At 32.4% G+C, this 23,669-nt stretch carries 20 protein-coding genes; 6 read left to right on the top strand and 14 right to left on the bottom strand.

All coding sequences use genetic code 11. From position 1 onward, the window contains the following. Positions 1-63 precede the first annotated feature (63 nt). The 8 genes from AAFP94_RS12225 to AAFP94_RS12190 all read right to left on the bottom strand — a co-directional run bounded on the left by AAFP94_RS12225 (position 64) and on the right by AAFP94_RS12190 (position 7,771). On the bottom strand, positions 64-942 hold the full coding sequence (locus AAFP94_RS12225; protein ID WP_409628677.1) for a mechanosensitive ion channel family protein: 879 nt from the start codon (positions 940-942) through the stop codon (positions 64-66). 89 nt (positions 943-1,031) lie between these two features. Then, the gene (locus tag AAFP94_RS12220) at positions 1,032-3,275 is read right to left on the bottom strand and encodes a TonB-dependent receptor (RefSeq protein WP_316663022.1); all 2,244 of its coding nucleotides are present in this window, start codon (positions 3,273-3,275) and stop codon (positions 1,032-1,034) included. 52 nt (positions 3,276-3,327) lie between these two features. Then, on the bottom strand, positions 3,328-3,660 hold the full coding sequence (locus AAFP94_RS12215) for a hypothetical protein (protein WP_316663021.1): 333 nt from the start codon (positions 3,658-3,660) through the stop codon (positions 3,328-3,330). Next, complete coding sequence (locus AAFP94_RS12210) at positions 3,660-3,962, bottom strand: DUF6787 family protein (RefSeq protein WP_316663020.1); 303 nt, start codon at positions 3,960-3,962, stop codon at positions 3,660-3,662. The genes AAFP94_RS12215 and AAFP94_RS12210 overlap by 1 nt, the downstream gene beginning before the upstream one ends. Before the next feature lie 38 nt (positions 3,963-4,000). Beyond that, on the bottom strand, positions 4,001-4,435 hold the full coding sequence (locus tag AAFP94_RS12205; protein WP_316663019.1) for a DUF6146 family protein: 435 nt from the start codon (positions 4,433-4,435) through the stop codon (positions 4,001-4,003). Positions 4,436-4,516: 81 nt separating this feature from the next. Then, complete coding sequence (locus AAFP94_RS12200; protein WP_316663018.1) at positions 4,517-5,470, bottom strand: D-2-hydroxyacid dehydrogenase; 954 nt, start codon at positions 5,468-5,470, stop codon at positions 4,517-4,519. Positions 5,471-5,480: 10 nt separating this feature from the next. Then, complete coding sequence (serC, locus tag AAFP94_RS12195) at positions 5,481-6,545, bottom strand: 3-phosphoserine/phosphohydroxythreonine transaminase (RefSeq protein WP_316663017.1); 1,065 nt, start codon at positions 6,543-6,545, stop codon at positions 5,481-5,483. A gap of 167 nt (positions 6,546-6,712) precedes the next feature. After that, positions 6,713-7,771 (bottom strand): acyl-CoA reductase, encoded by a 1,059-nt coding sequence (locus tag AAFP94_RS12190; RefSeq protein ID WP_316663016.1) that lies wholly within the window; start codon positions 7,769-7,771, stop codon positions 6,713-6,715. 65 nt (positions 7,772-7,836) lie between these two features. Between AAFP94_RS12190 and AAFP94_RS12185 the strand changes: the two genes are divergently transcribed. After that, complete coding sequence (locus AAFP94_RS12185; RefSeq protein WP_316663015.1) at positions 7,837-8,187, top strand: 4Fe-4S dicluster domain-containing protein; 351 nt, start codon at positions 7,837-7,839, stop codon at positions 8,185-8,187. 317 nt (positions 8,188-8,504) lie between these two features. Continuing rightward, entirely contained in the window at positions 8,505-10,073 is a 1,569-nt protein-coding gene (locus tag AAFP94_RS12180; protein ID WP_316663014.1) for a hypothetical protein, read from the top strand. 192 nt (positions 10,074-10,265) lie between these two features. On the opposite strand, the gene AAFP94_RS12175 is transcribed toward AAFP94_RS12180, so the two are convergent. Beyond that, positions 10,266-11,759, bottom strand: coding sequence for a carboxypeptidase-like regulatory domain-containing protein (locus tag AAFP94_RS12175; RefSeq protein WP_316663013.1), 1,494 nt, complete (start codon positions 11,757-11,759; stop codon positions 10,266-10,268). A 129-nt stretch (positions 11,760-11,888) separates the two neighbouring features. Here AAFP94_RS12175 and ychF point away from each other — a divergent pair, with 129 nt between their 5' ends. Then, positions 11,889-12,983: a redox-regulated ATPase YchF gene (gene ychF, locus AAFP94_RS12170; RefSeq protein WP_316663012.1), complete on the top strand. Its 1,095-nt coding sequence runs from the start codon at positions 11,889-11,891 to the stop codon at positions 12,981-12,983. Between the two features lie 34 nt (positions 12,984-13,017). On the opposite strand, the gene AAFP94_RS12165 is transcribed toward ychF, so the two are convergent. Continuing rightward, entirely contained in the window at positions 13,018-14,391 is a 1,374-nt protein-coding gene (locus AAFP94_RS12165; RefSeq protein ID WP_316663011.1) for a transglutaminase-like domain-containing protein, read from the bottom strand. Between the two features lie 190 nt (positions 14,392-14,581). Here AAFP94_RS12165 and AAFP94_RS12160 point away from each other — a divergent pair, with 190 nt between their 5' ends. From AAFP94_RS12160 to AAFP94_RS12150, 3 genes are read left to right on the top strand one after another with little or no spacing between them, the layout of a single operon-like run. Next, the gene (locus AAFP94_RS12160) at positions 14,582-16,447 is read left to right on the top strand and encodes a DNA topoisomerase IV subunit B (RefSeq protein WP_316663010.1); all 1,866 of its coding nucleotides are present in this window, start codon (positions 14,582-14,584) and stop codon (positions 16,445-16,447) included. Beyond that, the gene (locus AAFP94_RS12155; protein WP_316663009.1) at positions 16,437-16,922 is read left to right on the top strand and encodes a hypothetical protein; all 486 of its coding nucleotides are present in this window, start codon (positions 16,437-16,439) and stop codon (positions 16,920-16,922) included. The genes AAFP94_RS12160 and AAFP94_RS12155 overlap by 11 nt, the downstream gene beginning before the upstream one ends. Next, on the top strand, positions 16,919-19,585 hold the full coding sequence (locus AAFP94_RS12150; protein WP_316663008.1) for a DNA gyrase/topoisomerase IV subunit A: 2,667 nt from the start codon (positions 16,919-16,921) through the stop codon (positions 19,583-19,585). Before AAFP94_RS12155 ends, AAFP94_RS12150 begins: the two co-directional genes overlap by 4 nt. Before the next feature lie 12 nt (positions 19,586-19,597). Here the strand turns inward: AAFP94_RS12150 and AAFP94_RS12145 are convergent, their stop codons facing one another. The 4 genes from AAFP94_RS12145 to AAFP94_RS12130 are packed head-to-tail and all read right to left on the bottom strand — an operon-like array spanning position 19,598 to position 23,662. After that, positions 19,598-20,395, bottom strand: a complete 798-nt coding sequence (locus tag AAFP94_RS12145; protein WP_316663007.1) for a TerC family protein — start codon at positions 20,393-20,395, stop codon at positions 19,598-19,600. A gap of 35 nt (positions 20,396-20,430) precedes the next feature. Beyond that, positions 20,431-21,336, bottom strand: coding sequence for a tRNA (adenosine(37)-N6)-dimethylallyltransferase MiaA (gene miaA / locus AAFP94_RS12140; RefSeq protein ID WP_316663006.1), 906 nt, complete (start codon positions 21,334-21,336; stop codon positions 20,431-20,433). Further along, positions 21,329-22,258, bottom strand: coding sequence for an ion transporter (locus AAFP94_RS12135; protein ID WP_316663005.1), 930 nt, complete (start codon positions 22,256-22,258; stop codon positions 21,329-21,331). Before AAFP94_RS12135 ends, miaA begins: the two co-directional genes overlap by 8 nt. A gap of 21 nt (positions 22,259-22,279) precedes the next feature. Beyond that, positions 22,280-23,662 carry an exonuclease domain-containing protein gene (locus AAFP94_RS12130; RefSeq protein ID WP_316663004.1) on the bottom strand — a complete coding sequence of 461 codons (1,383 nt, stop codon included), beginning with the start codon at positions 23,660-23,662 and terminating at the stop codon, positions 22,280-22,282. Positions 23,663-23,669 lie beyond the last annotated feature (7 nt).

Here is a 23,669-nt window from a genome sequence, read left to right as displayed (position 1 = left end):
TCCTCGAGGATTTTCGTATGTATTCAGTAATCGAGCAATTTATTATACACAGTATTGTAGTTTTTATTCATCCTTTTTTACTTGAAATTTATAATCTCTATACATTTTGTGCTCAATAACTTGAGAAGGCATTTCAATATTGTTTTTGTCGAGTATTTCTTTAATATCTGAAATAACTTTGCTACGAATGTTATGTCCAAGGTAGCTATCTGGTAGTTTTTTATTTGATAAGATATCTACCCAAAACAGGACTTGTAAATCAGTGGTAAATTCACCTAATTCTTGAACAACTATGTTTGGCATAGGTGTTTTTAATATTTGTTTATTCTGTTTTAAATATTCAATAATTAAGCTTCGAGTTTGAGTTATATCATTTTCAGGTGCAATACCTATCATAAAGCTCATTCTTAAATTACCATCTTTTGTGTAATTTATTAGGGTGTTTTTTATTATTGACGAATTGGGAATATAAATATCTTTTCCTTCAACATTTCTTAAATGAGTTATTCTCAAATCAAGGTCTTTCACATTCCCTTTATAACCATCTACTTCTATTATATCTCCTATTTCAAATGGTCGTTTTAATGCTAAAATAATTCCAGCTAAAAAATTTTCTCCTATATCCTTAAATGCAAATCCAAAGATAATAGCACTAATACCTGCTCCAGCAATTAGACTACTTGCAATACCGCCAAAACCAACAATATTCAATGCTACAATTAAACCAAAAATGTAAAAAAACCATTTAGTAGCTTCTGCCGTGAAGTTCGAAATAATACTGTCTTTCCATTTTAATTGGATTCTTTTACCAATAAATCGATAAAATAACTTTCCAAGAATTATGAAGAATAATATTGCAATTATAGCAGTTATTATTTTTGGCAACATTGAACTAATGTCCAAGTAAAAATCATTAAAAATTTTACTAAAATCTATGTTCATAAACTGTTAATCGTCAAATTGGTTATATGCCATCAAATATATGGATTTATCGACTTAATTTTTGGCACAAGAGAACTTTTGGTTTGGTTTTATAAATTATATTGTATACCAAAACTTAAGTTTCTTCCAATATTGTATATACCTTCTGGTTTTAATCTGGATAAATGGTTAATATACCTTTTGTTGGTGAGGTTATTTCCAGAAATTGTAAGTTGTAAATCTTTTTTAAACAACTTAACTGTACCACCAAAACCAGCACTTAATAACGTGTAGCCATTAGTTTGGGTTTCAAACATACTGACCTTGTCTTGTTTGAGCGTAGTGCGTAATTTTGTAAAAGCATAACCTTTGTTTAACCATTGGTTATTAAATTCTATACGTATGGTGTTGCTAAATGTATTGGCTGGGATTAAAGGTAAATAATCATCATTATTTTGCTTTCCAGTGACTGTTTCAAAACTGCTTTCAAAGTGAAGCCAATCCAATGGATGTGGATGAAAATGTAAACCAAATTCACCTCCATACAATTTAGCATCGTTTTGTAAATAATTATATACAGGAGTATTATCTATAAAACTTCCATTTGGAGACAGGTAGATATAATTGTTAACCATATTGTAAAATGCATTGGCAAAAACCTCTACATGTTCGTTCTTAAATTCTAGGGCTAAATCTGTTTGAAAGTTTTGCTCGTAAGTCAGGTCTACATTTCCAACCTCATACCTATTTGAACCATGATGTACACCATCTGAAGTTAATTCTGCCAGATTTGGTGCTCTAAAACCTGTTGCAAGATTAAGCCTTAATGTAATATTTTCTTTAAGGTTTGTTTTTATTCCAGCTGCACCATTAAAACTTTTGTAATTTGGATTGATGTTATTTAGAACATCAATACTTCTGTGATCATAACGAGCACCGAACTCAAGTTCGGATGTATTTAAGTGAATATGTGTTACTACCAGAAAGCCAATATCGTTAGTTGTTGCATCTGGTATGAGCTGCTCTTCTCCATAATTACTATTTTCCTGAAGCATACCTTGTAAACCAACAATAGTTTCAAACTTTCCAAACATTGGAAGATTATATTTAATATCGTAATTGAAAGTTTTAAGTTTCATTTGTAAAGCAGGTTGTAAGTCGTCATGATGTTCATCTTCATGCTTTTCGTCTTCTTGTCCTACTTCCTCATCATGATCTTCGTGGTCATCTTCATGCTCATCTTCAAACTCTTTTCTATCATTATAAAGCAAACCAAAATTGACGTTTAAACTCGAATTTTTAAAGAATATTGTAGACTTTGAACTCAATACATGATTAGTGACTTCCTGATAAGGTGGAAGCGGTGTTTTGTTGGTAGATTGTATACCAATGTCTTCAGGAATTCCTGGTTTGATTATATTAGCATTATATCTTAATTCAGTTTTAAAAGTTGTTGATTGAAAGCCTAAAGCTGTTTTAAAATCTTTCTCTCCAAAACGTGTATTAGATACTCTGTAATCTTTGGTCTTATAATCTGAATGTTCTGCAAGACTTCCTCTAAAAATAAACTTAAATGTATCTCCAGAAGACTTATAACCTGCATTTGTAGTATAGCCATTTGTATTTGTAAAATAGTTGAAAGTCACATCCCCAGAGTTTGTGTTGGCTTCTGCAAACCGTTCTGGATTAAGATAGAGAACACCACCAAGAGCATCGCTTCCATAAAGCAACGAAGCAGGACCTTTAATGACTTCTACACTTTCAATTCCGGCATCGTTAATACCCAAACCATGCTCATCACCAAATTGTTGATTCTCTAATCTCACACCTTGCGTATAAACTAAAACTCTATTGGAGCTTAAACCTCTTATTACGGGTTTGCTAATGCTCAAACCTGTTGATATGCTTTCTACTCCTGCTATGTCTGTAATACCATCTGCTAATGTCACTGCACCATTGGCTTTTAGATCGTTTATATTTTCTTTTTCAACTTTCATAACATTTTCACTCTGCAGTTTGTGAAAAGGCGTTGAAACTATGATTTCCTCCATTTCAATTGCAGAAGGATTTAATACAATTTGTAAATCTTCGATTTGAGGAACTTCAATATTTTTTGAAAGCGTTTCATAACCAATAATGGAAAAAATGACTTTATAATTTCCTGGGGGAATATTGTTTAATGTAAATGTCCCGTTTTCGTCAGATATGGTTCCTTTTTCCAATTGAGGAATGTAAATATTTACAAACGGAATATTATTGTTTGTATTTGCTTCCTTGATACTTCCTGTAATACTATGTTGTGAATATAGATTTAGTACTGTAAAGAATAGTACAATATGAATTAATATTTTCATGTATTGTTAATTTAATAATTAGTAATAGCCAAAAATTCAGCTTTAAAAAGTACTAAACTAACTGTGGTGGTGCACGAAGCGAAAAGTGAAGAGATTGAAAATGACTTATAAAACTATAATGGGATAGAATTGGTTTATGCTCCTTTTTTAATACGGCTATCTCAATATTAAATACTGGAATAGTAAACGTATTGTTTACTTTGAATTTATAGAATTTACATTCCAGATCTAAAGTATGTAAATGAGTTTTGTGCTGTTCAAGACAAACTTCGTGTTTATGATTCTGAAACACATGAGCGAGTTTTACAGCCGAAGGTATAAGTATTGTTATCAATAAGGCTATTGATAGTATTTTAAAGACTATATGTTGCTTTAATTCTTGCATTAATTAAAAAATCGCTTAAACCCAATTCTGCAAAGCATCTTTTTTTCAAAATTCCAAAAAAACTGAAACTGTCCAAACAACCAACCGAAAAACACCAACATGATCTGATAGACAATAAACAGCAACGAAACTCTGATAAACCAATACAAAACCAAGTTAATATTTTCTGGAGTAATATTAAAAAATCCTAAAATAGGTTTTCCAATGTAGGCAGCTGTAGATCCTGTAATTGAAAATACAATCAGAATGATTGCAATTTGCCAATTTGAAGTAATGTTCCAGCGTTTTTTTAATTTATTCACCTAAAAAATTTTACTGATGCAAAAGTAACAAAACTTCGTTAGATTCTAGGTCTACCAACGCCTAATTCTTGATTGTATTTGATTTGAAAATAGACAAAATAATTGTAAAGCTTATAATTGACCTCATAGCCATAATCAATGCCGCTTCTGTAGTCTATTTGCATTTCATAAAGGTTCGGATTGTAATTAAGTGGTTGGGACGCTCTAATATTCCATTCTGTGACATAGAAAATATTTTTATTTTCTAAATACTGTTGGGAGTAGAATCCTTCTGGTTTTGCAGTACTTACTAACCAAGCATTAAAACCCGGTTCAATAATAATGATTTCGTATTCTAATTCTTCATTAGAGATACTAATAGTATCATTATCGGTATAGCTTACAATCTCTTGGTTTCTATTGTTAATGTCTTTTGTCGAATTGCAGCCAATAAAAAAGACACCAACAAAAAGAATGAATACAAAAGTTTTCATAGTCTTGTTTTACACTAAAAATACGAAATATTTTGCTTAAAGTTTTTGATTTTAAGAGAGTTTAACAAACATGAAACCTGATTAGGATTTCAAAATGCCAATAATTTGTGATGCTAACTCTGAACCGATTCTATCCTGTGCTTCATTAGTAGCAGCTCCAGTATGTGGTGTTAAAGATAATGCAGGATTCATAAGCAATTGAATTTCTGGCTTTGGTTCTTTTTCAAAAACATCTAAAGCAGCTCTAGCTACTTTCCCGCTTTCAATAGCTTGTACCAATGCAACTTCATCGATAACACCGCCACGAGCAGCATTAACCAAGATGACTCCATTTTTCATCTTGTCAAATTCAGGCTTCCCAATAACATAATCTTTTTGTGCTGGAACGTGAAGAGTTATAAAGTCTGATTGCTTTAAAACTTCTTCTTTAGAAATGGTTTCGATATCAAAGTCGAGAGTTCTACCATCAAAGAAATCAAGTTTTAAACTGGCCTTGTCTATAAAAGGATCAAAAGCAATAACTTTCATACCAGCTCCAATCGCTACTTTTGCAGTAGCTTGACCAATACGACCAAAACCTAGAACGCCTAATGTTTTTCCTTTAAGTTCTATACCTTTAGCATATGCTTTCTTGAGATCTTTAAACTTGGTATCTCCATCCAAAGGCATATCTCTATTCGAGTTATGTAAATATCGGGCCAATCCATATAAATGACCAAAAACTAATTCCGCTACAGAATGTGATGATGCAGCTGGCGTGTTGATAACATGAATGCCCTTTTCACGAGCATATTCAACGTCTATATTATCCATACCAACACCTCCACGACCAATAATTTTTAGACTTGGGCAGTTATCTATAATATCCTTTCTTACTTGAGTAGCACTTCTAACAAGTAATACGTCAATATTGTTTTCATTTAGATAGTTAACCAATTGTTCTTGCGCAACTGTAGTTGTATATATTTCTATTCCTGCTTTTTTAAGGTCATTAATTCCACTTTGTGAAATTCCATCATTAGCTAATACTTTCATTTTATATTTTTTATGCTTTGCTTTCTAATTCACTCATAACTTCTACCAATGCCTTTACACTATCTAAAGATAAAGCATTGTACATTGATGCTCTATAGCCACCAACACTTCTATGTCCATTAATACCACTGATTCCAGCTTCTTTTAGCATCGTGTCGAATGTCTCTTTTAAAGTGTCATCAACTAAATTAAAAGTGGCATTCATATAAGATCTATCTTCCTTTACAGAAAACCCTTTAAAAAGAGGATTTAAATCAATTTCAGAATACATCAATCGAGCTTTTTTCTCATTCTCTTTTTCAATGGCTTTAATACCTCCTAAATCTTTTAACCATTCTAGCGTGAGCATAGACGTATATACAGCAAAAACTGGAGGCGTATTGAACATACTGCTTTTACTAATATGAACTTTATAATCCATCATTGAAGGTATCTTTCTTGAAACCTTACCCAGAATATCTTCTTTCACAACAACTAGTGTTGTTCCAGCTGGACCCATATTTTTTTGTGCTCCTGCATAAATCAAATCAAATTTCGAAAAATCTAACTGACGGGAAAAAATATCACTACTCATGTCACAAACCATAGGGATAGGGCAGTCTGGAAATTCTTTTATTTGAGTACCAAAAATGGTGTTGTTTGAGGTACAATGAAAATAATCATAATCTGTAGGAATGTCATATCCTTTAGGGATGTAGTTATAATTAGCACTTTTTGACGAACCTACTTCATAGATATCGTCAAAGATTTTCGCCTCTTTTATAGCTTTATCACTCCAAGAACCAGTGTTTAAATAACCAGCTCTCTTTTCCAATAAGTTTAAAGCAACCATCAAAAATTGAGTACTTGCTCCACCTTGCAAGAACAAGGCTTTGTAACCTTTGCCTTCAAGTCCAAGCAATTCTAAAGCAAGCGCTCGAGCTTTTTCCATAACATCAACAAATGGCTTACTACGATGAGAGATTTCTAATATAGAAAGGTTGTCGTTATTAAAATTTAATACGGCTTCAGAAGCTTGTAATAAGACTTGTGGTGGTAAGATTGACGGACCAGCACTGAAATTATGTATTTTCATCTGTTTATATTTATTGTTTTTTTATCTGTCGGATATAATTCATCAAAACCTGTCGAAACAACATCAAGATTTGTTATGATTCATTTCATTTTTGGGTTAAAAATTTGACAGATGCAAAGTTCCTAATTAATTCGTTATTTTGTGTTATTAAAATGATAATTTTTAGGCTAAATCGTTAGCAAAAATTCAATAATATCTATTTCATCTGCATAATCCCAAAGTTGAGGTTTTTGTGTTTCGCCGAAGCCAATTTCTTTTTCTCTGACATTTTCTGAAACGACACACTGTATATGATCTTTGTCTGCATCTAATTTTTTGTTCAGTTCCTCCAAAAAGTTGTAATTTTCATAAAAAATCGTAGCAATTGGTGATGAATAACTACTATCTTCTTTTAAGATTAGGAAACCATTATCCAACATATCAAACTCGCTCATAAGGTATACAGCCTTATTATAGTCATAATTGTTAGCATACTTGGCTTTCTCTACAATTGGATGCCAATGGTAAACAGCTTCAAAGAATGAATCAAAATTGTAACCTTCGGGTACAAATAGTTTAGATACATTTCTGCAGCCTAAACCGTAGTATCTAAAAATATCATTAGATAATAATTTTAATTGTACTTTAGATTCATTTCCAGTAAGCACGGCAACGGAGTTTCTATTTTTTCTGATAATGGATGGTTTGCCTCTAAAATAGTATTCAAAGTATCTGGCTGTGTTGTTGCTTCCAGTTGCAATAACGGCATCAAAGGAATCTAACTTATCTTCAGTAAACTGTATTTTGTTTTTGAATTCTGGTTCTACATGTTCCAAATATTTAGTCAAAAAGGGTAGAAGGCGTTTGTCGTTTGATGATTGTTTTACAATAACGTCATGACCAGAAATCAACACAGAAATAAAGTCATGAAAACCAACTAATGGAATATTTCCTGCCATAATTATGGCAACTTTTTTTGATTTAACGTTATTAAAGTTATAGTTTTTAATCCATGCATTAATATTGCTTATATTCAATAAGTTAGACCAAGTATTTAATGCAAATAATATATTCTCTTCGCTAAACCAGCCATTGTATTCTTCTGCCAGTTTTATTTGATGTTTAAATCCATCATAAAACAAATCGTTAAATGCAATATCATTTTTTTTATGAATATCTTTATTAGAGAATTGACCTAAAAAACCGCCTAATTTTGCGAATGCGTTAATTCTTTGTTGTAATTGCATACTCTGTTTGGTTATGATAACATTTGGCTTTATTTTTGCCTGCAAAGTTAGAAAAAGAAAATGCTATGGCAATTATAATAACAGACGAATGTATTAACTGTGGAGCTTGTGAACCAGAATGTCCAAATACTGCCATTTATGAAGGCGCAGACGATTGGAGATATAATGACGGAACAAGTTTGGAAGGCGATATCGTTCTGCCTAACGGAAAAGCTGTAAATGCTGAAGAGGCGCAAGAACCTATTAGTGACGAGCTATACTACATAGTTCCAGATAAATGTACAGAATGCAAAGGTTTTCATGAAGAGCCTCAGTGCGCAGCTGTTTGTCCAGTAGATTGTTGCGTACCTGATGAAGACCATGTAGAGGACGAAGAAACATTACTTGGTAAACAAGCATTTATGCATAAAGAATAATTGTAATTAATTATTCATGAATAATAATATTTCCCAGACCTTGAGTTTGGGATTTTTTGTTTAATAGTATTTGTATAAGTAAATTTTACTACTATTGATTTTATAATTTTAAAAACCTAACTCCGCTTATCGTTTGATATAAATCTTTAAAACGATAAATATCATATCGTTGGCAATAATTACATAAGTTATTTATTAGCACATTTAACCAAATTAATTCACCCTTTAACTATTTAAATTTTAAAAAAAGATAATTTTATGTAATTTAATCTTCCTTCATTTCTTTCTAGCTTATCTACTTTTTTAAAATCTTATTTATGAAAAGCTCTATTTTTAGAAGAAGTGTACTTTGTTCAGAATCAATTATTTTATGTTTATTATTTGTATTCAGTATTTCTTTGCAGGCACAAAGAGGAAACAATAATGGTAATAATAGGAATAATTTTAAACAATGGTCTTGGGAAGAAGTTAACAATAATGCAAATTGGAGTCCAAGAGCTGGACTTCAAGTTTTAAATCATCAAGATCAATTTTTTTTATTTGGAGGAAGAACTCCATTAGATCCAGCATCCTTGCCTTTTCCAGTCCCAGGATTAAGTATAATTTGGGGAGATGTTTGGACAAGTGAGGACCATGGTAATTCTTGGAACAATCTTTTACAAACGGACGACGATTCACATTGGCCAGCACGAGCATATTTCCAGGCCGTGAGCAAAGGTGAATACATGTATATAATTGGTGGTCAAAATTTTAATATTGTAGAAAATCCTGGGATACCAGATTTACCTCCTTTTTTCGCACAATCTGATTTTTTTAATGATGTCTGGCGAAGTACTGACGGCATTATTTGGGAAAATATGACTGAAGCTGCGGAATGGAGTGAGCGAGCTGGTTTAAGTGCCGTTGTCTTTAATAACGAAATTTATGTCATGGGTGGATCTGTTAATGATGACTCTTCCATTACTCCTCAAGGTCCTGCAAGAATCTATTACAATGATGTCTGGAAATCTACAGATGGAATAGAATGGGAACTAGTTACAGAACATGCTCCTTGGGCCGAACGAGCTGGAGGTATTGCAGTGGTTAAGGACAACTATATGTACATGATAGGTGGCGAAGAAGGATTTATCTGTCCTTTCGATCCAAGTTATCCTCCGACACAGCAACCACCATGTCTTAATCCTCCATACTTTAATGACGTATGGCGGACACAAAATGGTGTAGACTGGGAATTAGTTACTGATGATGCTCCATGGGTTGCGAGACCTGGTCATCAGGTTGTAGTTGCACAAAACAGACTTGTTCTATTTGGTGGTTTTGGACTTGGACTAGATAATGGTATCAACCCTGCAAATCCAATGGACATATGGATTAGTAATAATGGTAGTAATTGGAAGAAGGTTAGTGATTCACCTTGGAATGCTAACGATCCTTCAGAAATAAAATATGACTTTGATGCAGTTGTCGTTGAGGGAAAAGGAAATAATTCAGATATGATTTTTAGTTTTGGTGGAGATAGAGAAACATTTAATTTCTTTGATCCTTTCAATTATTTAAACGTTGATAATGACGTATGGATATTTTCATATGAGGGTGGAAATAATCGAGGACGATTGAGACTTAATCAAAAATTACCTAGTATTGATAGTAATACTACGACGTTATATTATGAAATACCGTCAAGAGGTGACGTTCTTTTAAATATTTATAATTTAAATGGTCAACAGGTAAAAAGTTTTGAGTTACCGAACCAAATGACTGGAAAACATAAAATAGATTGGAATGAATTTAATTCTCATGGGAAAAAAATAAAGGCTGGAGTTTATATTTCTAAATTAATATTCGAAGGTAATTCTGTGTCAAATAATATTTTGATTTTAGATTAAAAGGAGTTAAAACAGTTATGTTAATATCTTAACTTTTGCCTACATCGAGTGTATAATTAATTGCTTGATTTTAGGCTGCTTACGAAAATTCTATTGAATTTTCTATTCGGTTTGTATTTGCTAAATTAGTTGCTCAAAAACGCAACTGATCATAGCAGAGACCGAAAAGAGTAATTCTAAAAAATTAATGAATCATTCAGAACTTTTAAACTGCTTCATTTCTTCCAAAGGTTCGATCACGTTATAGTCTTTCCAGATATTAGCATCATAACGATCTAATTCTTGATAGATAATATGTTCTGGTTGCGTAAACTGATTGTATTCAGCTTGACTTAAAGGATTGGTCTCTAGAAGTAATAATTCATGTTTTTCTTTAATACTTCCTTCTAAAAGAAAATCGAAAGACACCTTGTCTCTTGAGCTAGAGTTTTCGATAAACTTAAATGGTCTGTGTACATAAATATATCTGCCAATTTCTCTGTAAGCATATTTTAGCTGGTAGTAACCTTCTATGTTCTTATCATATAAAACAGTACCATTGCTTATATTTTCAACATATTTTACACCAATAAGTAGTCTTAAATTAAATTTTTCACCACGTTTTCCTTTGGCAAAACTAAAATCGGTTCTTAAAATACCATAATCTGCACTCGAGATATAATGTGTTCCAGAATATTTTGAGGAAGACCTTCTTGGCTTAAAATTCACAACATAAACCATCTCGTTCATATAGAAAGTAACATCTTGCAATATAAATCTGTACAAATCTGTATCTATAAGTTGTTGCATAAAAGTATCCTGATCAAAAAAGCCTTTATTCAACTGACTAGAAGCTGTCTCTTTGAGGCTTTCTACACCTAGCTCTTTCTTTTCGTTTTCTTCTTGCTCTTTCTTTATTTCTTCTTTCAAGGACAAAGAATCTTCAACCTTAAATAAACCTGTTTTTACTTTGTATGTTGCGTTAGGATCTAGATATTTCAGAATAATTTCTTTGCCTTTTTTTTCAATAGTTTCCATAGAGAAATCTCTTTTCTTATCTAAAAGCAAAGTGGCTTTGTCAACATTTAGTTTTTTGTTTTTAGCATCCAACACAAAAAATGTCCCCGCAAAATCTGTGTAATGTGCAATGTTGGCATTAATCACCACATTTGTAAGCGAATCTAAACTCTTGTTGGCGCTTTCTAATTTCGATTTTCGCATTCCAGAAGCTTTGTCTATATCAAAATTTAACTCATCAAAGTCCATATAAGCTGTACTCCTATGAAAAATTTTGTTGGACACGTTGTTTGGTCTGTAATTGGTTTTAATGTTTCGGTTTGTTCGGGCCATAATGCTATCTATTGATGGTCTTTCGCCAGTAAGAATTACAGCATCCAATTCATTTAAATGTTCACTTAAATAGATAACAGTTCCATCAGATTTTAAGTTGTTTAATAAAACAGATTTAGTACCATAACCCAAACAGGAGATATTTAAAACGTCGGAATCTTTAACAGCATCAAGCGAAATAGTAAAATAACCATCTATATTGCTTATCACACCATGAGTTGTGCTATTAAATTGTATTGCAACATACGGAATGGGTTGTTGGTTAATGGTATCTAAAACTCTACCTGAAAAATTTTGAGCCGATAACAGGCTTGAAAAACTTAACAAGGTGATAAGTAGGAATTTCTTTAATGTCATGTTGATGGTTTAATACAAAAACGACGAATCTTTCAAAAATTTGTTGCACAAACATACATAAAGCTATTAAAGAGTTTTCTTAAAAAAGAATTAAATAAGTACATTTGCAGCCTTAAAAAATATTTACGAATGAAAGCAGGTATTGTGGGATTGCCAAATGTTGGAAAATCGACTTTATTTAATTGTTTATCAAATGCTAAAGCGCAAAGTGCAAATTTTCCGTTTTGTACTATTGAGCCAAACATTGGTGTGGTTAATGTTCCTGATTCAAGATTACAAAAATTGGAAGAATTGGTTAAACCACAACGTGTGTTACCTGCTACTGTGGAAATTGTTGACATTGCTGGTTTGGTAAAAGGTGCTAGCAAAGGTGAAGGATTGGGAAATCAGTTTTTGGCGAACATTCGTGAAACAGATGCCATTCTGCATGTTTTGCGTTGTTTTGATAATGATAACATTGTACATGTTGATGGTAATATAAATCCTATTAGAGATAAGGAAACCATTGATATGGAGCTTCAGCTCAAGGATTTGGAAACCGTTGATAAGAAGTTGGATAAGGTAAGCCGTACTGCAAAAACAGGTAATAAAGACGCCCAAAAAGAACAAGCCGTTTTACAAAAAGTAAAATCTGGATTAGAAGCAGGTATTTCTGTTAGAGCCATTGAGTTTGAAGACGATGATTATATAGACTTTGTTAAACCTTCACAATTTATTACAGATAAACCAGTCATGTACGTTTGTAATGTTGATGAAGGTTCAGCTGTTTCTGGAAATGATTATGTAGAGCAAGTCAAAGACGCTGTTAAAGATGAAAAAGCAGAAGTTCTGGTTTTGGCAGTTGGTACAGAAGCAGATATTAACGAATTAGATGATTATGAAGAACGCCAAATGTTCTTACAAGATATTGGGTTGGACGAACCAGGTTCTTCAAAATTGATTCGTTCAGCGTACAAATTATTAAATCAGCAAACTTATTTTACAGCTGGCGAAAAAGAAGTTAGAGCTTGGACCATAGATGTTGGTGCTACAGCTCCGCAAGCTGCAGGAGTAATTCATACCGATTTTGAAAAAGGATTTATCAGAGCTGAAGTCATTGCTTACAATGATTACGTTTCTTACGGAAGCGAAGCCAAAGTGAAAGAAGCTGGAAAAATGCGTGTTGAAGGAAAGAATTATATAGTTAAGGACGGCGATGTAATGCATTTCTTATTTAATGTATGATAAAATAATAGTCGGGTATGTTTAGATTTTTGATTTAATCTACTAAAACAAGTTTTAATTCTTGGTTAGCCTCATCTTTTGTAAGGACTTCAAAAGACTTTTCTAAATTATGTTTAGAATTTGAAACTACAATTTTGTACTCTGTATTTTTAAGTAATTTAAAATTCAAGAATTTATTCATATCATCTGTAGCATTAGGTGAATAGCCAAAGTCAACAGTTTCGCCATTTTTTAGTACATTAACGCGGCTTGCTAATCTTGAATCGCTTTTGTTAGTATTTTTATCTTTAAATACTACAATTTCAACCATAATTTCATCGTCAGAAAGACCAGTGTTTTTAATTGATTCATTATATAAATCTATATAGTGCTGTGTAACATTAACACCATGAATGTAAGGTTCGTCATTTGTTGTTATTTCTCCTTTTGAAGATTGTTGCCATTCTTTCAATTTATTACGAAAGTCTTCAGGTATCTGACTGTCTTCCAATTGGTCGTACAAATATTTTACAGCCTTGCCTGCGTAGTAATACTGCCCTGTTGGTTTGTAAGAAACTGCATAAATCCAATGCAATGGATTGCTACGATCTGCTTTGCCAGCATCTTTTAAAAACCAGGATTCATTAAGGTCTTCTGGGTAATACTCAATAAATTTCCATTGGTTATCTATCCATACTTCTGTCCATGTATGGTTTCCTCGCATGTTAGTCCACATGGCTGTTCCTGCCAGACGTGAAGGAATTCCAACAGACCTAAATGCATCTGTTAAAATTATAGAAAGCCCAGTACAGGTAGCCATATTTTCAGCCATTGCCTCTTTGGGGCTAGAATCTACTATCGATCGATTAATATTATACTCAACATTTACTTCTTTATTAATGGGTTTCGCAATAGCAAAAATGGCATCTTTTAAATTCTCTTTATCATCAACATATTTCGAAAAACGTTCAAAGAAGTCTTTTCTCCAAGGATCACGAGTTTCTGCAACATTCGCATAGGGCAGAACTTCGTTAAAAAAAATAGAGTCCGGAAGTGCTTTGCACCAAGGATAAATAGTTCTAGCTTTATAAGCGTATTCGGCATTTTCAAGCAGAAAAGAAGCCGTTAAGGTTGTTAAATCCTTTTTTGGCATATAACTAATAAGAAATGCCATACCTTCTTTTTGTTCTTTAGGGGCTTTCGTAAGTGCTGTTAAAATTTCGGATGCATTAGAATCTGCTTTAACTATAGCTTCATCAAGCAAGGAATGATAAGACTCTGGGACACCAGAATACTTTGCTTGGCAACTAATTATAAAAATGAAACTTGAAAGTAATAAGATAAGATTCTTCATAAATGCTAAAAAATGATAAATAGACAGTGATTTGTAAAAATATGAAAATGGCTTAACAATAACTTCGATTTTCATAAAATCAAATAAAGAAGAATAGAAAGGTTAGGCATTAATCTCTTTTTGTAATCTGAATTTAGAAATTTCATTGCTAACGCTTCAGCAAAAATGTAGTGAAAACATTGTTAATTACTTTGTGTTTATGCTGTTTTATATTATTTATCGTTATATTATATTAGCACACTATCATTAAAACCTCATGTAATCTATGGCTGTACAATCCAATTATACCGAAGACAATATACGTTCACTAGACTGGAAAGAGCATATTCGTATGCGTCCTGGTATGTATATTGGTAAATTGGGTGATGGATCTTCGCCAGATGATGGTATTTATATTCTTATAAAAGAAGTACTTGACAACTCTATTGACGAATACGTCATGGGAGCTGGAAAAACCATTGAAATTTCAGTGCACAGCAATAAAGTTATTGTAAGGGATTATGGTCGAGGTATTCCACTTGGAAAAGTTGTTGATGTGGTTTCAAAAATGAATACTGGAGGGAAATATGATTCTAGAGCATTTAAAAAATCAGTAGGATTAAATGGTGTAGGCACAAAAGCGGTTAACGCATTATCATCTTATTTTAGAGTTGAATCTACTCGTGACGGAAAATCTGCGGCAGCAGAATTCGAAATGGGAAATCTTGTTGATGAAGAGTTATTGGATGATACATCAAGACGCAAAGGAACAAAGGTAACCTTCGTACCTGACGAAGGGATCTTTAAACATTACAAATTCAGAAATGAGTACGTTGAGCGAATGCTTAAAAATTATGTATATCTCAATCCTGGATTGACGATTATGTTTAATGGCGAGAAGTATTACAGCGAGAATGGTTTAAAGGATTTATTGCAAGAAAATATTAATGAATCTGATATGGCTTATCCAATTATTCATTTAAAAGGAGAAGACATAGAAGTTGCCATTACACATAGCAAAACCCAATATAGTGAAGAATACCATTCCTTTGTGAATGGACAGAATACAACGCAAGGAGGTACACACCTTTTAGCCTTTAGAGAAGCTCTAGTAAAAACGATTAGAGATTACTTCGGAAAGAATTATGATGCCTCTGATGTTAGAAAATCTATTGTTTCTGCAGTTTCTATTAAAGTTATGGAACCCGTTTTTGAAAGTCAGACCAAAACAAAATTAGGTTCGACAGAAATGGGTGGAGGTTTACCAACCGTAAGGACTTATGTGAATGATTTTTTAAAAACACAACTTGATAATTATTTACATAAAAATCCTGATACAGCAGAAAAAATACAACGAAAGATTCTTCAGGCAGAGCGTGAGCGTAAAGAACTTTCAGGTATAAGAAAATTAGCTAAAGAACGTGCAAAAAAAGCCAGTTTGCATAATAAAAAACTTCGAGATTGCAGAGTTCATTTTGGTGATTTAAAAAAAGATAATCGTTTAGAAAGCACCTTGTTTATAACTGAAGGAGATTCAGCTTCAGGAAGTATTACAAAATCAAGGAATGTAAATACGCAAGCCGTTTTCAGTTTACGAGGTAAACCTTTGAATTCTTATGGCATGAGCAAAAAAATTGTTTATGAAAATGAAGAGTTTAATTTACTTCAAGCAGCTTTGAATATTGAAGAAAGTATAGAGGACTTGAGATATAATAACATTGTAATTGCTACTGATGCAGATGTAGATGGCATGCATATTCGATTGCTTTTAATTACATTCTTTTTGCAGTTTTTCCCAGAATTAATCAAAGAAGGACACTTATATATTTTACAGACACCATTATTTAGAGTTCGTAATAAAAAGGAAACCATTTATTGTTATTCAGAACAAGAACGTAAAGATGCTATTGAAAAGTTAAAACCAAAGCCCGAAATAACACGATTTAAAGGTTTAGGAGAAATCTCTCCCGATGAGTTCAAACATTTTATAGGAGATAATATCCGTTTAGATCCTGTAATGTTGGATAAAGACATGTCTATAGAAGAATTATTACAGTTTTACATGGGAAAAAATACACCAAGTAGACAAGAGTTTATCATTAATAACCTAAAAGTTGAACTAGATTTAGTAGAAGATTCAAATGAGAACTAACAACGGTAAAGTAAAAAATATTATCATTTCGGTTTACTTTGTGTTGGTTTTATTAGCAATTGTTTTAATAACTGTTTTCAGCGCATTTAGAGAAGTTTCCAAAAATCCAACAATGTTATTGTTAACAATGCTTTTGGGTTTTATAATAGTTTCATTTATCGTTCATAGAATAAGTAAATATTTTGAGTATGATAGTGATGGTGTAAAGGTTGTATTAATTAATAAAGGCCTATTGCTATCAGAATACTTTAATTATAGAGAACATATTGTTGAATTTGATAAACCTAAACTAGTATCATTTAAATTTAATAATTATATTATTTTCAAAGAGTTGGTACTTTATATAAAAGATAGAAAAGACAAAGTTCATAAACATAGTTTTAATGTTACATTAGTGCAAAGGAAGAAACGAAAATACATTAAGCAGTCATTAAGAAAGATGATCAAAGAGAATAGAAAAAAGGAAAATGAATGATTGAAGAAAATGATAATATAAATAGCGAACAAAACGAAAACCAGGAAACCATTACCAGAGTTACTGGTATGTACAAAGAATGGTTTTTAGATTACGCCTCGTACGTTATTTTAGAACGAGCTGTACCTGCTATAGAAGATGGTTTTAAGCCTGTACAACGTCGTATTATGCACTCCATGAAAGATTTGGATGATGGTCGCTATAATAAAGTTGCCAATATTGTTGGTCATACCATGCAATACCATCCACATGGTGATGCCAGTATTGCAGACGCTATGGTACAAATTGGTCAGAAAGATTTACTAATAGACACTCAAGGAAACTGGGGAAATATTTTAACTGGCGATAGTGCTGCAGCTTCACGTTATATTGAAGCACGTTTATCAAAATTTGCGCTTGATGTTGTTTATAATCCTAAAATAACCGAATGGCAGGCATCTTACGATGGGCGGCGTAAAGAACCTGTTAATTTGCCCGTAATGTTCCCATTGTTATTGGCTCAAGGAGGCGAAGGCATTGCCGTAGGTCTATCAACAAAAATATTACCTCATAATTTCATTGAACTGATTGATGCTTCAATAAAACATTTACAAGGCAAACGATTTACCATTCTACCAGATTTTCCAACTGCAGGTGTTGCAGACTTCACCAATTATAATGATGGTTTACGAGGAGGAAAAGTACGCGTACGAGCAAAAATTTCGCAGTTAGACAAAACCACACTGGTAATTTCAGAAATTCCATTTGCCACTACCACATCGTCACTTATAGATTCTATTTTAAAAGCAAATGATAAAGGTAAAATCAAGATTAAAAAAATTGAAGATAATACCGCTGCTGAAGTTGAAATTTTAATTCATTTACCTTCAGGATTGTCGCCAGATAAAACTATAGACGCTTTGTTTGCATTTACAAGTTGCGAAACATCAATTTCTCCATTGGGTTGTGTTATTGAAGATAATAAGCCACTATTTGTTGGTGTTTCCGAAATGTTACGTCGCTCTACAGATAATACAGTGCAACTTTTAAAAAGTGATTTAGAAATCAAACTTTCCGAACTAGAAGAACAATGGCATTTTGCATCGCTTGAAAGGATTTTTATTGAAAATAGAATTTATCGTGATATAGAAGAAGAGGAAACTTGGGAAGGAGTTATACAAGCTATTGATAAAGGATTACAACCTCATATTAAGCATCTAAAACGAGCAATAACAGAAGACGATATTGTACGATTGACCGAAATAAGAATTAAGCGAATCTCTAAATTTGATATTGACAAAGCTCAACAAAAAATAGCCTCGCTTGAAGATCAAATTGAACAAATAAAGCACCATCTCGCCAATTTAATCGAATATGCAATTAACTATTTTACGCGTTTAAAAAAGGATTATGGAAGTGGTCGTGAACGTAAAACCGAAATAAGGGTTTTTGATGATGTCGATGCTACAAAAGTTGTGATTAGAAACACCAAACTCTATGTGAATAGAGAAGAAGGTTTTGTAGGTACTTCTTTAAGACGAGACGAATATGTTTGTGATTGTAGCGATATAGATGATATTATAGTATTTACCAAAGAAGGTAAAATGATGGTCACAAAAGTTGATTCTAAAACATTTGTTGGAAAAGATATTGTGCATGTCGCTGTGTTTAAAAAGAAAGACAAGCGTACCATTTATAATATGATTTACCGTGATGGTAGCCGAGGACCTTCTTATGTTAAGCGTTTTGCGGTGACCAGTGTAACTCGTGATAGGGAATATGATCTTACCAACGAAAGCAAAGGAACTGTTGTTTGGTATTTTTCAGCCAACCCAAATGGTGAGGCCGAAGTGGTGACCATTATGTTGCGCCAAGTAGGTAAGATCAAAAAATTAAAATGGGATTTAGACTTTGCAGATATTACTATTAAAGGGCGAAACTCTAAAGGAAACCTCGTTACAAAGAATTCAATAAAACGAGTTGAATTAAAAGAAAAAGGCGTGTCTACTTTAAAACCTCGAAAAATTTGGTTTGATGATGCTGTACAAAGATTAAATGTTGATGGTAGAGGTGAACTGGTCGGTGAATTTAGAGGAGAAGACCGTATTTTAGTAATCAACCAATCTGGTGTTTTAAAAACTATTATTCCAGATCTTTCAACTCATTTTGATCAAGATATGATTGTGATGGAAAAGTGGATTCCTAAAAAACCCATATCTGCTATTTATTATAATGGTGAGCGTGAATTGTATTACGTAAAGCGGTTTTTGGTAGAAAATGAAGGAAAAGAAGAACTATTTATTTCAGATCATCCAAACTCACAATTAGAAATTGTATCAACGGACTGGAAACCTGTTGCTGAAGTAGAATTTACCAAAGAAAGAGGTAAAGATCGAAAAGATAATATGCGAATTCTATTAGAAGAGTTTATTACTGTAAAAGGTATTACTGCTATTGGAAATCAGCTAACTAAAGATAAGATCAATCAGATTAATTTACTAGAGCCTATTCCTTACGTCCCTCCTGAAGAAACTCCGGCAGACGAAATTGAAGTTGTAGACGAGGAGACTTTAGAGCAATCTGAAGAAGAGAAAAATGAGGTAAACCCAAAATCTAATGGAGTTAGTCATGACGCTCCAGAAAATTTTGACGTTGATGAGGAAGGACAAATAACTTTATTCTAAAGTAGGTATAATCTAACTAGATTTTTCACTTCTTTTTTGTACTTTAAAGTTAATAAACTCGATAAGTAATGAGAAGGCAATTGCAAAATACAGATAGCCTTTTGGTATTGCACCAACACTTTTATCAAAGAACTCTGTTTGAGAGAGATGTGCAGCTTCAGTGATAAGCATAAACCCAATTAGAATTAAAAAAGCTAAACCCAGTATTTGTATACTCGGATGCTTATCTATAAACTCTCTAATGCCATTAGCAAACAAGATCATAATAACAATTGAAATTATCACGGCAATCATCATCAATACTAAATTATAATTGTGGTTTTCATGTAGACCGTTGGTCATTCCAACTGCAGTAAGGATAGAGTCTATGGAGAAAATAAAGTCAATAATCATTATTTGTACTATTGCTTTAGATAGAGTATTGATTTTTTTTCCTTTTAATTCCAGTTCATCGTGTGAAGGCAATTCAATTTTTTCATGAATTTCTGAAGTGCTCTTGTAAATTAAAAAGATACCTCCAAAAAATAAAATTAAACTTTGCCAGCTAACTGCTATATAGAACCAGCTCCAATCAATAAAATAAAATGGGTCTTTTAAACTCACCAAAAATGAGGCAAAGCCAAGAAGTATTAGCCTCTGAAGCATCGCAAAGAGTAGCCCAATATTAGTTACTTTACGCCTTTTGTCTACAGATAATTTGTTGGCTGCAATGGATATAAATATGATGTTGTCTATACCTAAAACAATTTCTAGGAAAGTTAAGGTTAACAGAGCCATAATGGCGTCACTTGATAATAAAAACTCAACCATTTTGAAATGAAATAATATTCAAAATTAATCAAATATTATATTGAATATGTAGTTAATTGATTAATTATTTTATCAAATGAATTTTGATAGTTAAACCATAAAATACTTGGATCTTTTCTAAACCAAGTCAATTGTCTTTTGGCAAATCTTCGTGAGTTTTTCTTAATTTCAGAAACTGCAAAATTGAGCGTCCATTCACCATTAAGATAATTAAATAATTCTTTATAGCCAACAGTATTTAATGCATTTAAATGTTGATATTGCTGTAGGTTTTTTACTTCATCCAGTAAACCATCTTCCATCATTTTGTCAACCCTTTGATTAATACGATGGTAAATAATATCTCTTTCAGCTTTAAGCCCAATTGTAATAGTTTGAAAAGGGCGTTTGGCTTTCTTTTGGTTTAAAAAAGATGAATATGGCTTTTTTGAACCAATGCAAATTTCTAAAGCTCGGATAATGCGATGTGGATTTTCAAGTTCTATATTTTGGTACGTTTTTTCGTCTAAATCCTTAAGTTGTTGCTGTAAAGATTCAATACCAGTAGTTTTGAGTTCTTTGTTTAATTCTTTTCTTATGCTTGGATCGACATCAGGAAAATCATCCAGGCCTTTTACTACAGCATCGACATAAAGACCAGAACCACCAACCATAATGACAACATTATGTGATTTGAAAAGCAATTTTAAACATTGTAATGCATCTCTTTCAAAAGCACCAACATTATAATTGTCTTCAATAGATTTGTGATGAATAAAATAATGTTTAATTCTTGCAAGTTCTTCTGGAGTAGGAGCAGCTGTCCCAATTTTCATTTCTTTATAGAATTGTCTTGAATCGGCTGAAATAATTTTGGTATTGAAATGTTCAGCAAGTTTTAAACTCAATGAAGTCTTGCCAATGGCTGTAGGACCTACAACTGAAATAAGATAGCTATTCATTATGTAATTTAAAGCCACATTTACTACAATAATCAGCGTCAATTGTTTGATTATCATATAGACAGTTCGGACAAGATTCTACTTCGGTTACTACAGCTTTTTTAGTAGGTTGTTTAACCATTTGAGCTGAAACAATTCCAGTTGGAATGGCAATAATACCATAACCAAGAATCATTATTGCAGATGCAATGAGTTGTCCTAAAGGAGTTGCAGGTGCAATATCTCCATATCCAACTGTAGTTAGTGTTACAATAGCCCAATAGACACTTCTTGGTATACTAGTAAAACCGCTTTCTGGAGTTTCAATAAGATACATAATAGTGCCTAGTATAATACAAATAATAACGACAAAGGACAGAAAAACACCAATTTTAGCTCGGCTTTCTTTTAATGCAATTACAAAATTTGTTGATTCACCCATGTAGCGAGCTAATTTTAATATTCTAAACACACGCAATAATCTTAAAGCTCTTAATGCAACCAAAGAATGGGAGCCAACAATAAAAAAGGATAGATACATTGGTATGGTAGACAGTAAATCTATGATGCCATAAAAGCTAAAGACATATTTCCGAGGGCTTTTTATGGTAATAATTCGGGTTATATATTCAATTGTAAATAGAATGGTAATAATCCACTCCAAAATTTTAAACAGTAAATGAAATTTAGCGTCTAATTCTCTAACGCTTTCAAGCATTACCAGAATAATACTTGCGATAATGACATAAAATAAAACAACATCAAATAACTTTCCAGATTTTGTATTCGCTCCAAAAATTATTTCATGAAGTTTTATTTGCCATGGTTTAAGTTCTCTTTTTTTTAAGAATAGCAGATCTGCAATTTTGAGAAAATTAATTTTGACTTTCAAAAAATATCTCCGAAGTCTTCTCAAATGCCTGTTTGTTGTTTTATTGCTCATTTCATCAAAAATAGTAAAAGATTAGCTATTATTTGAATTAGCGTTGAACTCTAAAACTTTTAATTTTTTATTGCGTCTTAAGTAGCTTTGAATAATATGTTGTGTGTCTCTGTTATTTTGCATTGGTGTAATGATTGATTGCAAAACCTCTATATTATTAATTTGATAATTTAAATTATAGAACCCAAGCCCTCTAAAAACACCATTTTCAATTAAGATAGCACTTCGTTCATCAACAGATCTTCCACGATCGATAATAACCATATTCTGGTTTTCAAAACGGTGCTTATGTATTAGTTGTGAGGTTCTGGAATTATAATCTGTTGGGTCTTCTTTTTCTATACAAGCACCAAAGCATTGCTTTATCGTATAATTAAAACAATTACTTCTAGTCGAGTACATACCTGTTAGTTTTTGACAAAGATTGTATTCATCAGTTATTTTAGACATAAAGCTTTTGGCGCTTTGCAAATTAGAAAAAGTAGTAATTGGTTTTACTTTACCATTAATTTTAGCAACCTTTAAATTCAGATATCCTTGACTATCTGTAAAACTATACAAACCATGAGTGAAAATAGTACGCCTTAATGCACGATTATATATGGGTTTGTTTCTCTTTATTTCTTCACTCTCTTTTAAAAGAGCCACTAGTTCACTACCGGTTTCTTCATAAGTTACGGCTGCGACTTGTAATTGTATTCGTTTAGATTTCGGATTATCACTTGTAAAATGCTGATTTACACGTGTTCTGATGTTCTTACTTTTGCCAATGTAAATAATTTCGCCATCTGCTTTGTGCATATAGTAAACACCTGTTATAGAGGGAAGTTCGTCAAGAATGTCCAATAGCCTTGGTTCCATCTGGTATTTAGGTTCCAAACGAATGGATTCTTGTACAATTTTTTTATTGACATCTTTCGCCAGTAGCATTTTGAATAGTTTTACTGTTGCCAAAGCATCACCAGATGCTCGATGCCTTTCGCCAACTGGAATACCTAATGATCTGGTTAACTTGCCTAAACTGTAGGAATTCTGATCAGGAATAAGGTCTTTGGCCAATTCTACGGTACACAATGTTTTTCGGCTAAAATCATACCCTAAACGTTTAAATTCAGTTCGTAGAATTCGGTAGTCAAATTTTGCATTGTGGGCAACAAGAATGGTTTCTTCGGTAATTTCTATAATACGTTTTGCAATTTCATAAAACTTGGGAGCATTGCGTAACATGCTATTGTTAATACCTGTAAGATTAACAACAAAAGGTTGAATATCACGCTCTGGGTTGATGAGGCTAATAAACTGATCTACAATTTCATGACCATTGTATTTGTAAATTGCAATTTCAGTTATACCTTCTTCATTATACTTACCTCCAGTAGTTTCTATGTCTAAAATTGTGTACAAATAGAAT

This window comes from Gilvirhabdus luticola (assembly GCF_040117515.1).
Classification (GTDB): Bacteria; Bacteroidota; Bacteroidia; order Flavobacteriales; family Flavobacteriaceae; genus Gilvirhabdus; species Gilvirhabdus luticola.
This window is presented reverse-complemented; position numbering and strand designations above follow the sequence as displayed.

Coding starts and splice junctions, on each gene's coding strand:
- AAFP94_RS12180 (WP_316663014.1), top strand. CDS start 8,505: ATGAAAAGCTCTATTTTTAGAAGAAGTGTACTTTGTTCAGAATCAATT.
- AAFP94_RS12135 (WP_316663005.1), bottom strand. CDS start 22,258: ATGAGCAATAAAACAACAAACAGGCATTTGAGAAGACTTCGGAGATAT.
- AAFP94_RS12225 (WP_409628677.1), bottom strand. CDS start 942: ATGAACATAGATTTTAGTAAAATTTTTAATGATTTTTACTTGGACATT.
- AAFP94_RS12160 (WP_316663010.1), top strand. CDS start 14,582: ATGGCTGTACAATCCAATTATACCGAAGACAATATACGTTCACTAGAC.
- AAFP94_RS12165 (WP_316663011.1), bottom strand. CDS start 14,391: ATGAAAATCGAAGTTATTGTTAAGCCATTTTCATATTTTTACAAATCA.
- AAFP94_RS12155 (WP_316663009.1), top strand. CDS start 16,437: ATGAGAACTAACAACGGTAAAGTAAAAAATATTATCATTTCGGTTTAC.
- miaA (WP_316663006.1), bottom strand. CDS start 21,336: ATGAATAGCTATCTTATTTCAGTTGTAGGTCCTACAGCCATTGGCAAG.
- AAFP94_RS12220 (WP_316663022.1), bottom strand. CDS start 3,275: ATGAAAATATTAATTCATATTGTACTATTCTTTACAGTACTAAATCTA.
- AAFP94_RS12150 (WP_316663008.1), top strand. CDS start 16,919: ATGATTGAAGAAAATGATAATATAAATAGCGAACAAAACGAAAACCAG.
- AAFP94_RS12200 (WP_316663018.1), bottom strand. CDS start 5,470: ATGAAAGTATTAGCTAATGATGGAATTTCACAAAGTGGAATTAATGAC.
- AAFP94_RS12215 (WP_316663021.1), bottom strand. CDS start 3,660: ATGCAAGAATTAAAGCAACATATAGTCTTTAAAATACTATCAATAGCC.
- AAFP94_RS12190 (WP_316663016.1), bottom strand. CDS start 7,771: ATGCAATTACAACAAAGAATTAACGCATTCGCAAAATTAGGCGGTTTT.
- ychF (WP_316663012.1), top strand. CDS start 11,889: ATGAAAGCAGGTATTGTGGGATTGCCAAATGTTGGAAAATCGACTTTA.
- AAFP94_RS12145 (WP_316663007.1), bottom strand. CDS start 20,395: ATGGTTGAGTTTTTATTATCAAGTGACGCCATTATGGCTCTGTTAACC.
- AAFP94_RS12185 (WP_316663015.1), top strand. CDS start 7,837: ATGGCAATTATAATAACAGACGAATGTATTAACTGTGGAGCTTGTGAA.
- AAFP94_RS12175 (WP_316663013.1), bottom strand. CDS start 11,759: ATGACATTAAAGAAATTCCTACTTATCACCTTGTTAAGTTTTTCAAGC.
- serC (WP_316663017.1), bottom strand. CDS start 6,545: ATGAAAATACATAATTTCAGTGCTGGTCCGTCAATCTTACCACCACAA.
- AAFP94_RS12205 (WP_316663019.1), bottom strand. CDS start 4,435: ATGAAAACTTTTGTATTCATTCTTTTTGTTGGTGTCTTTTTTATTGGC.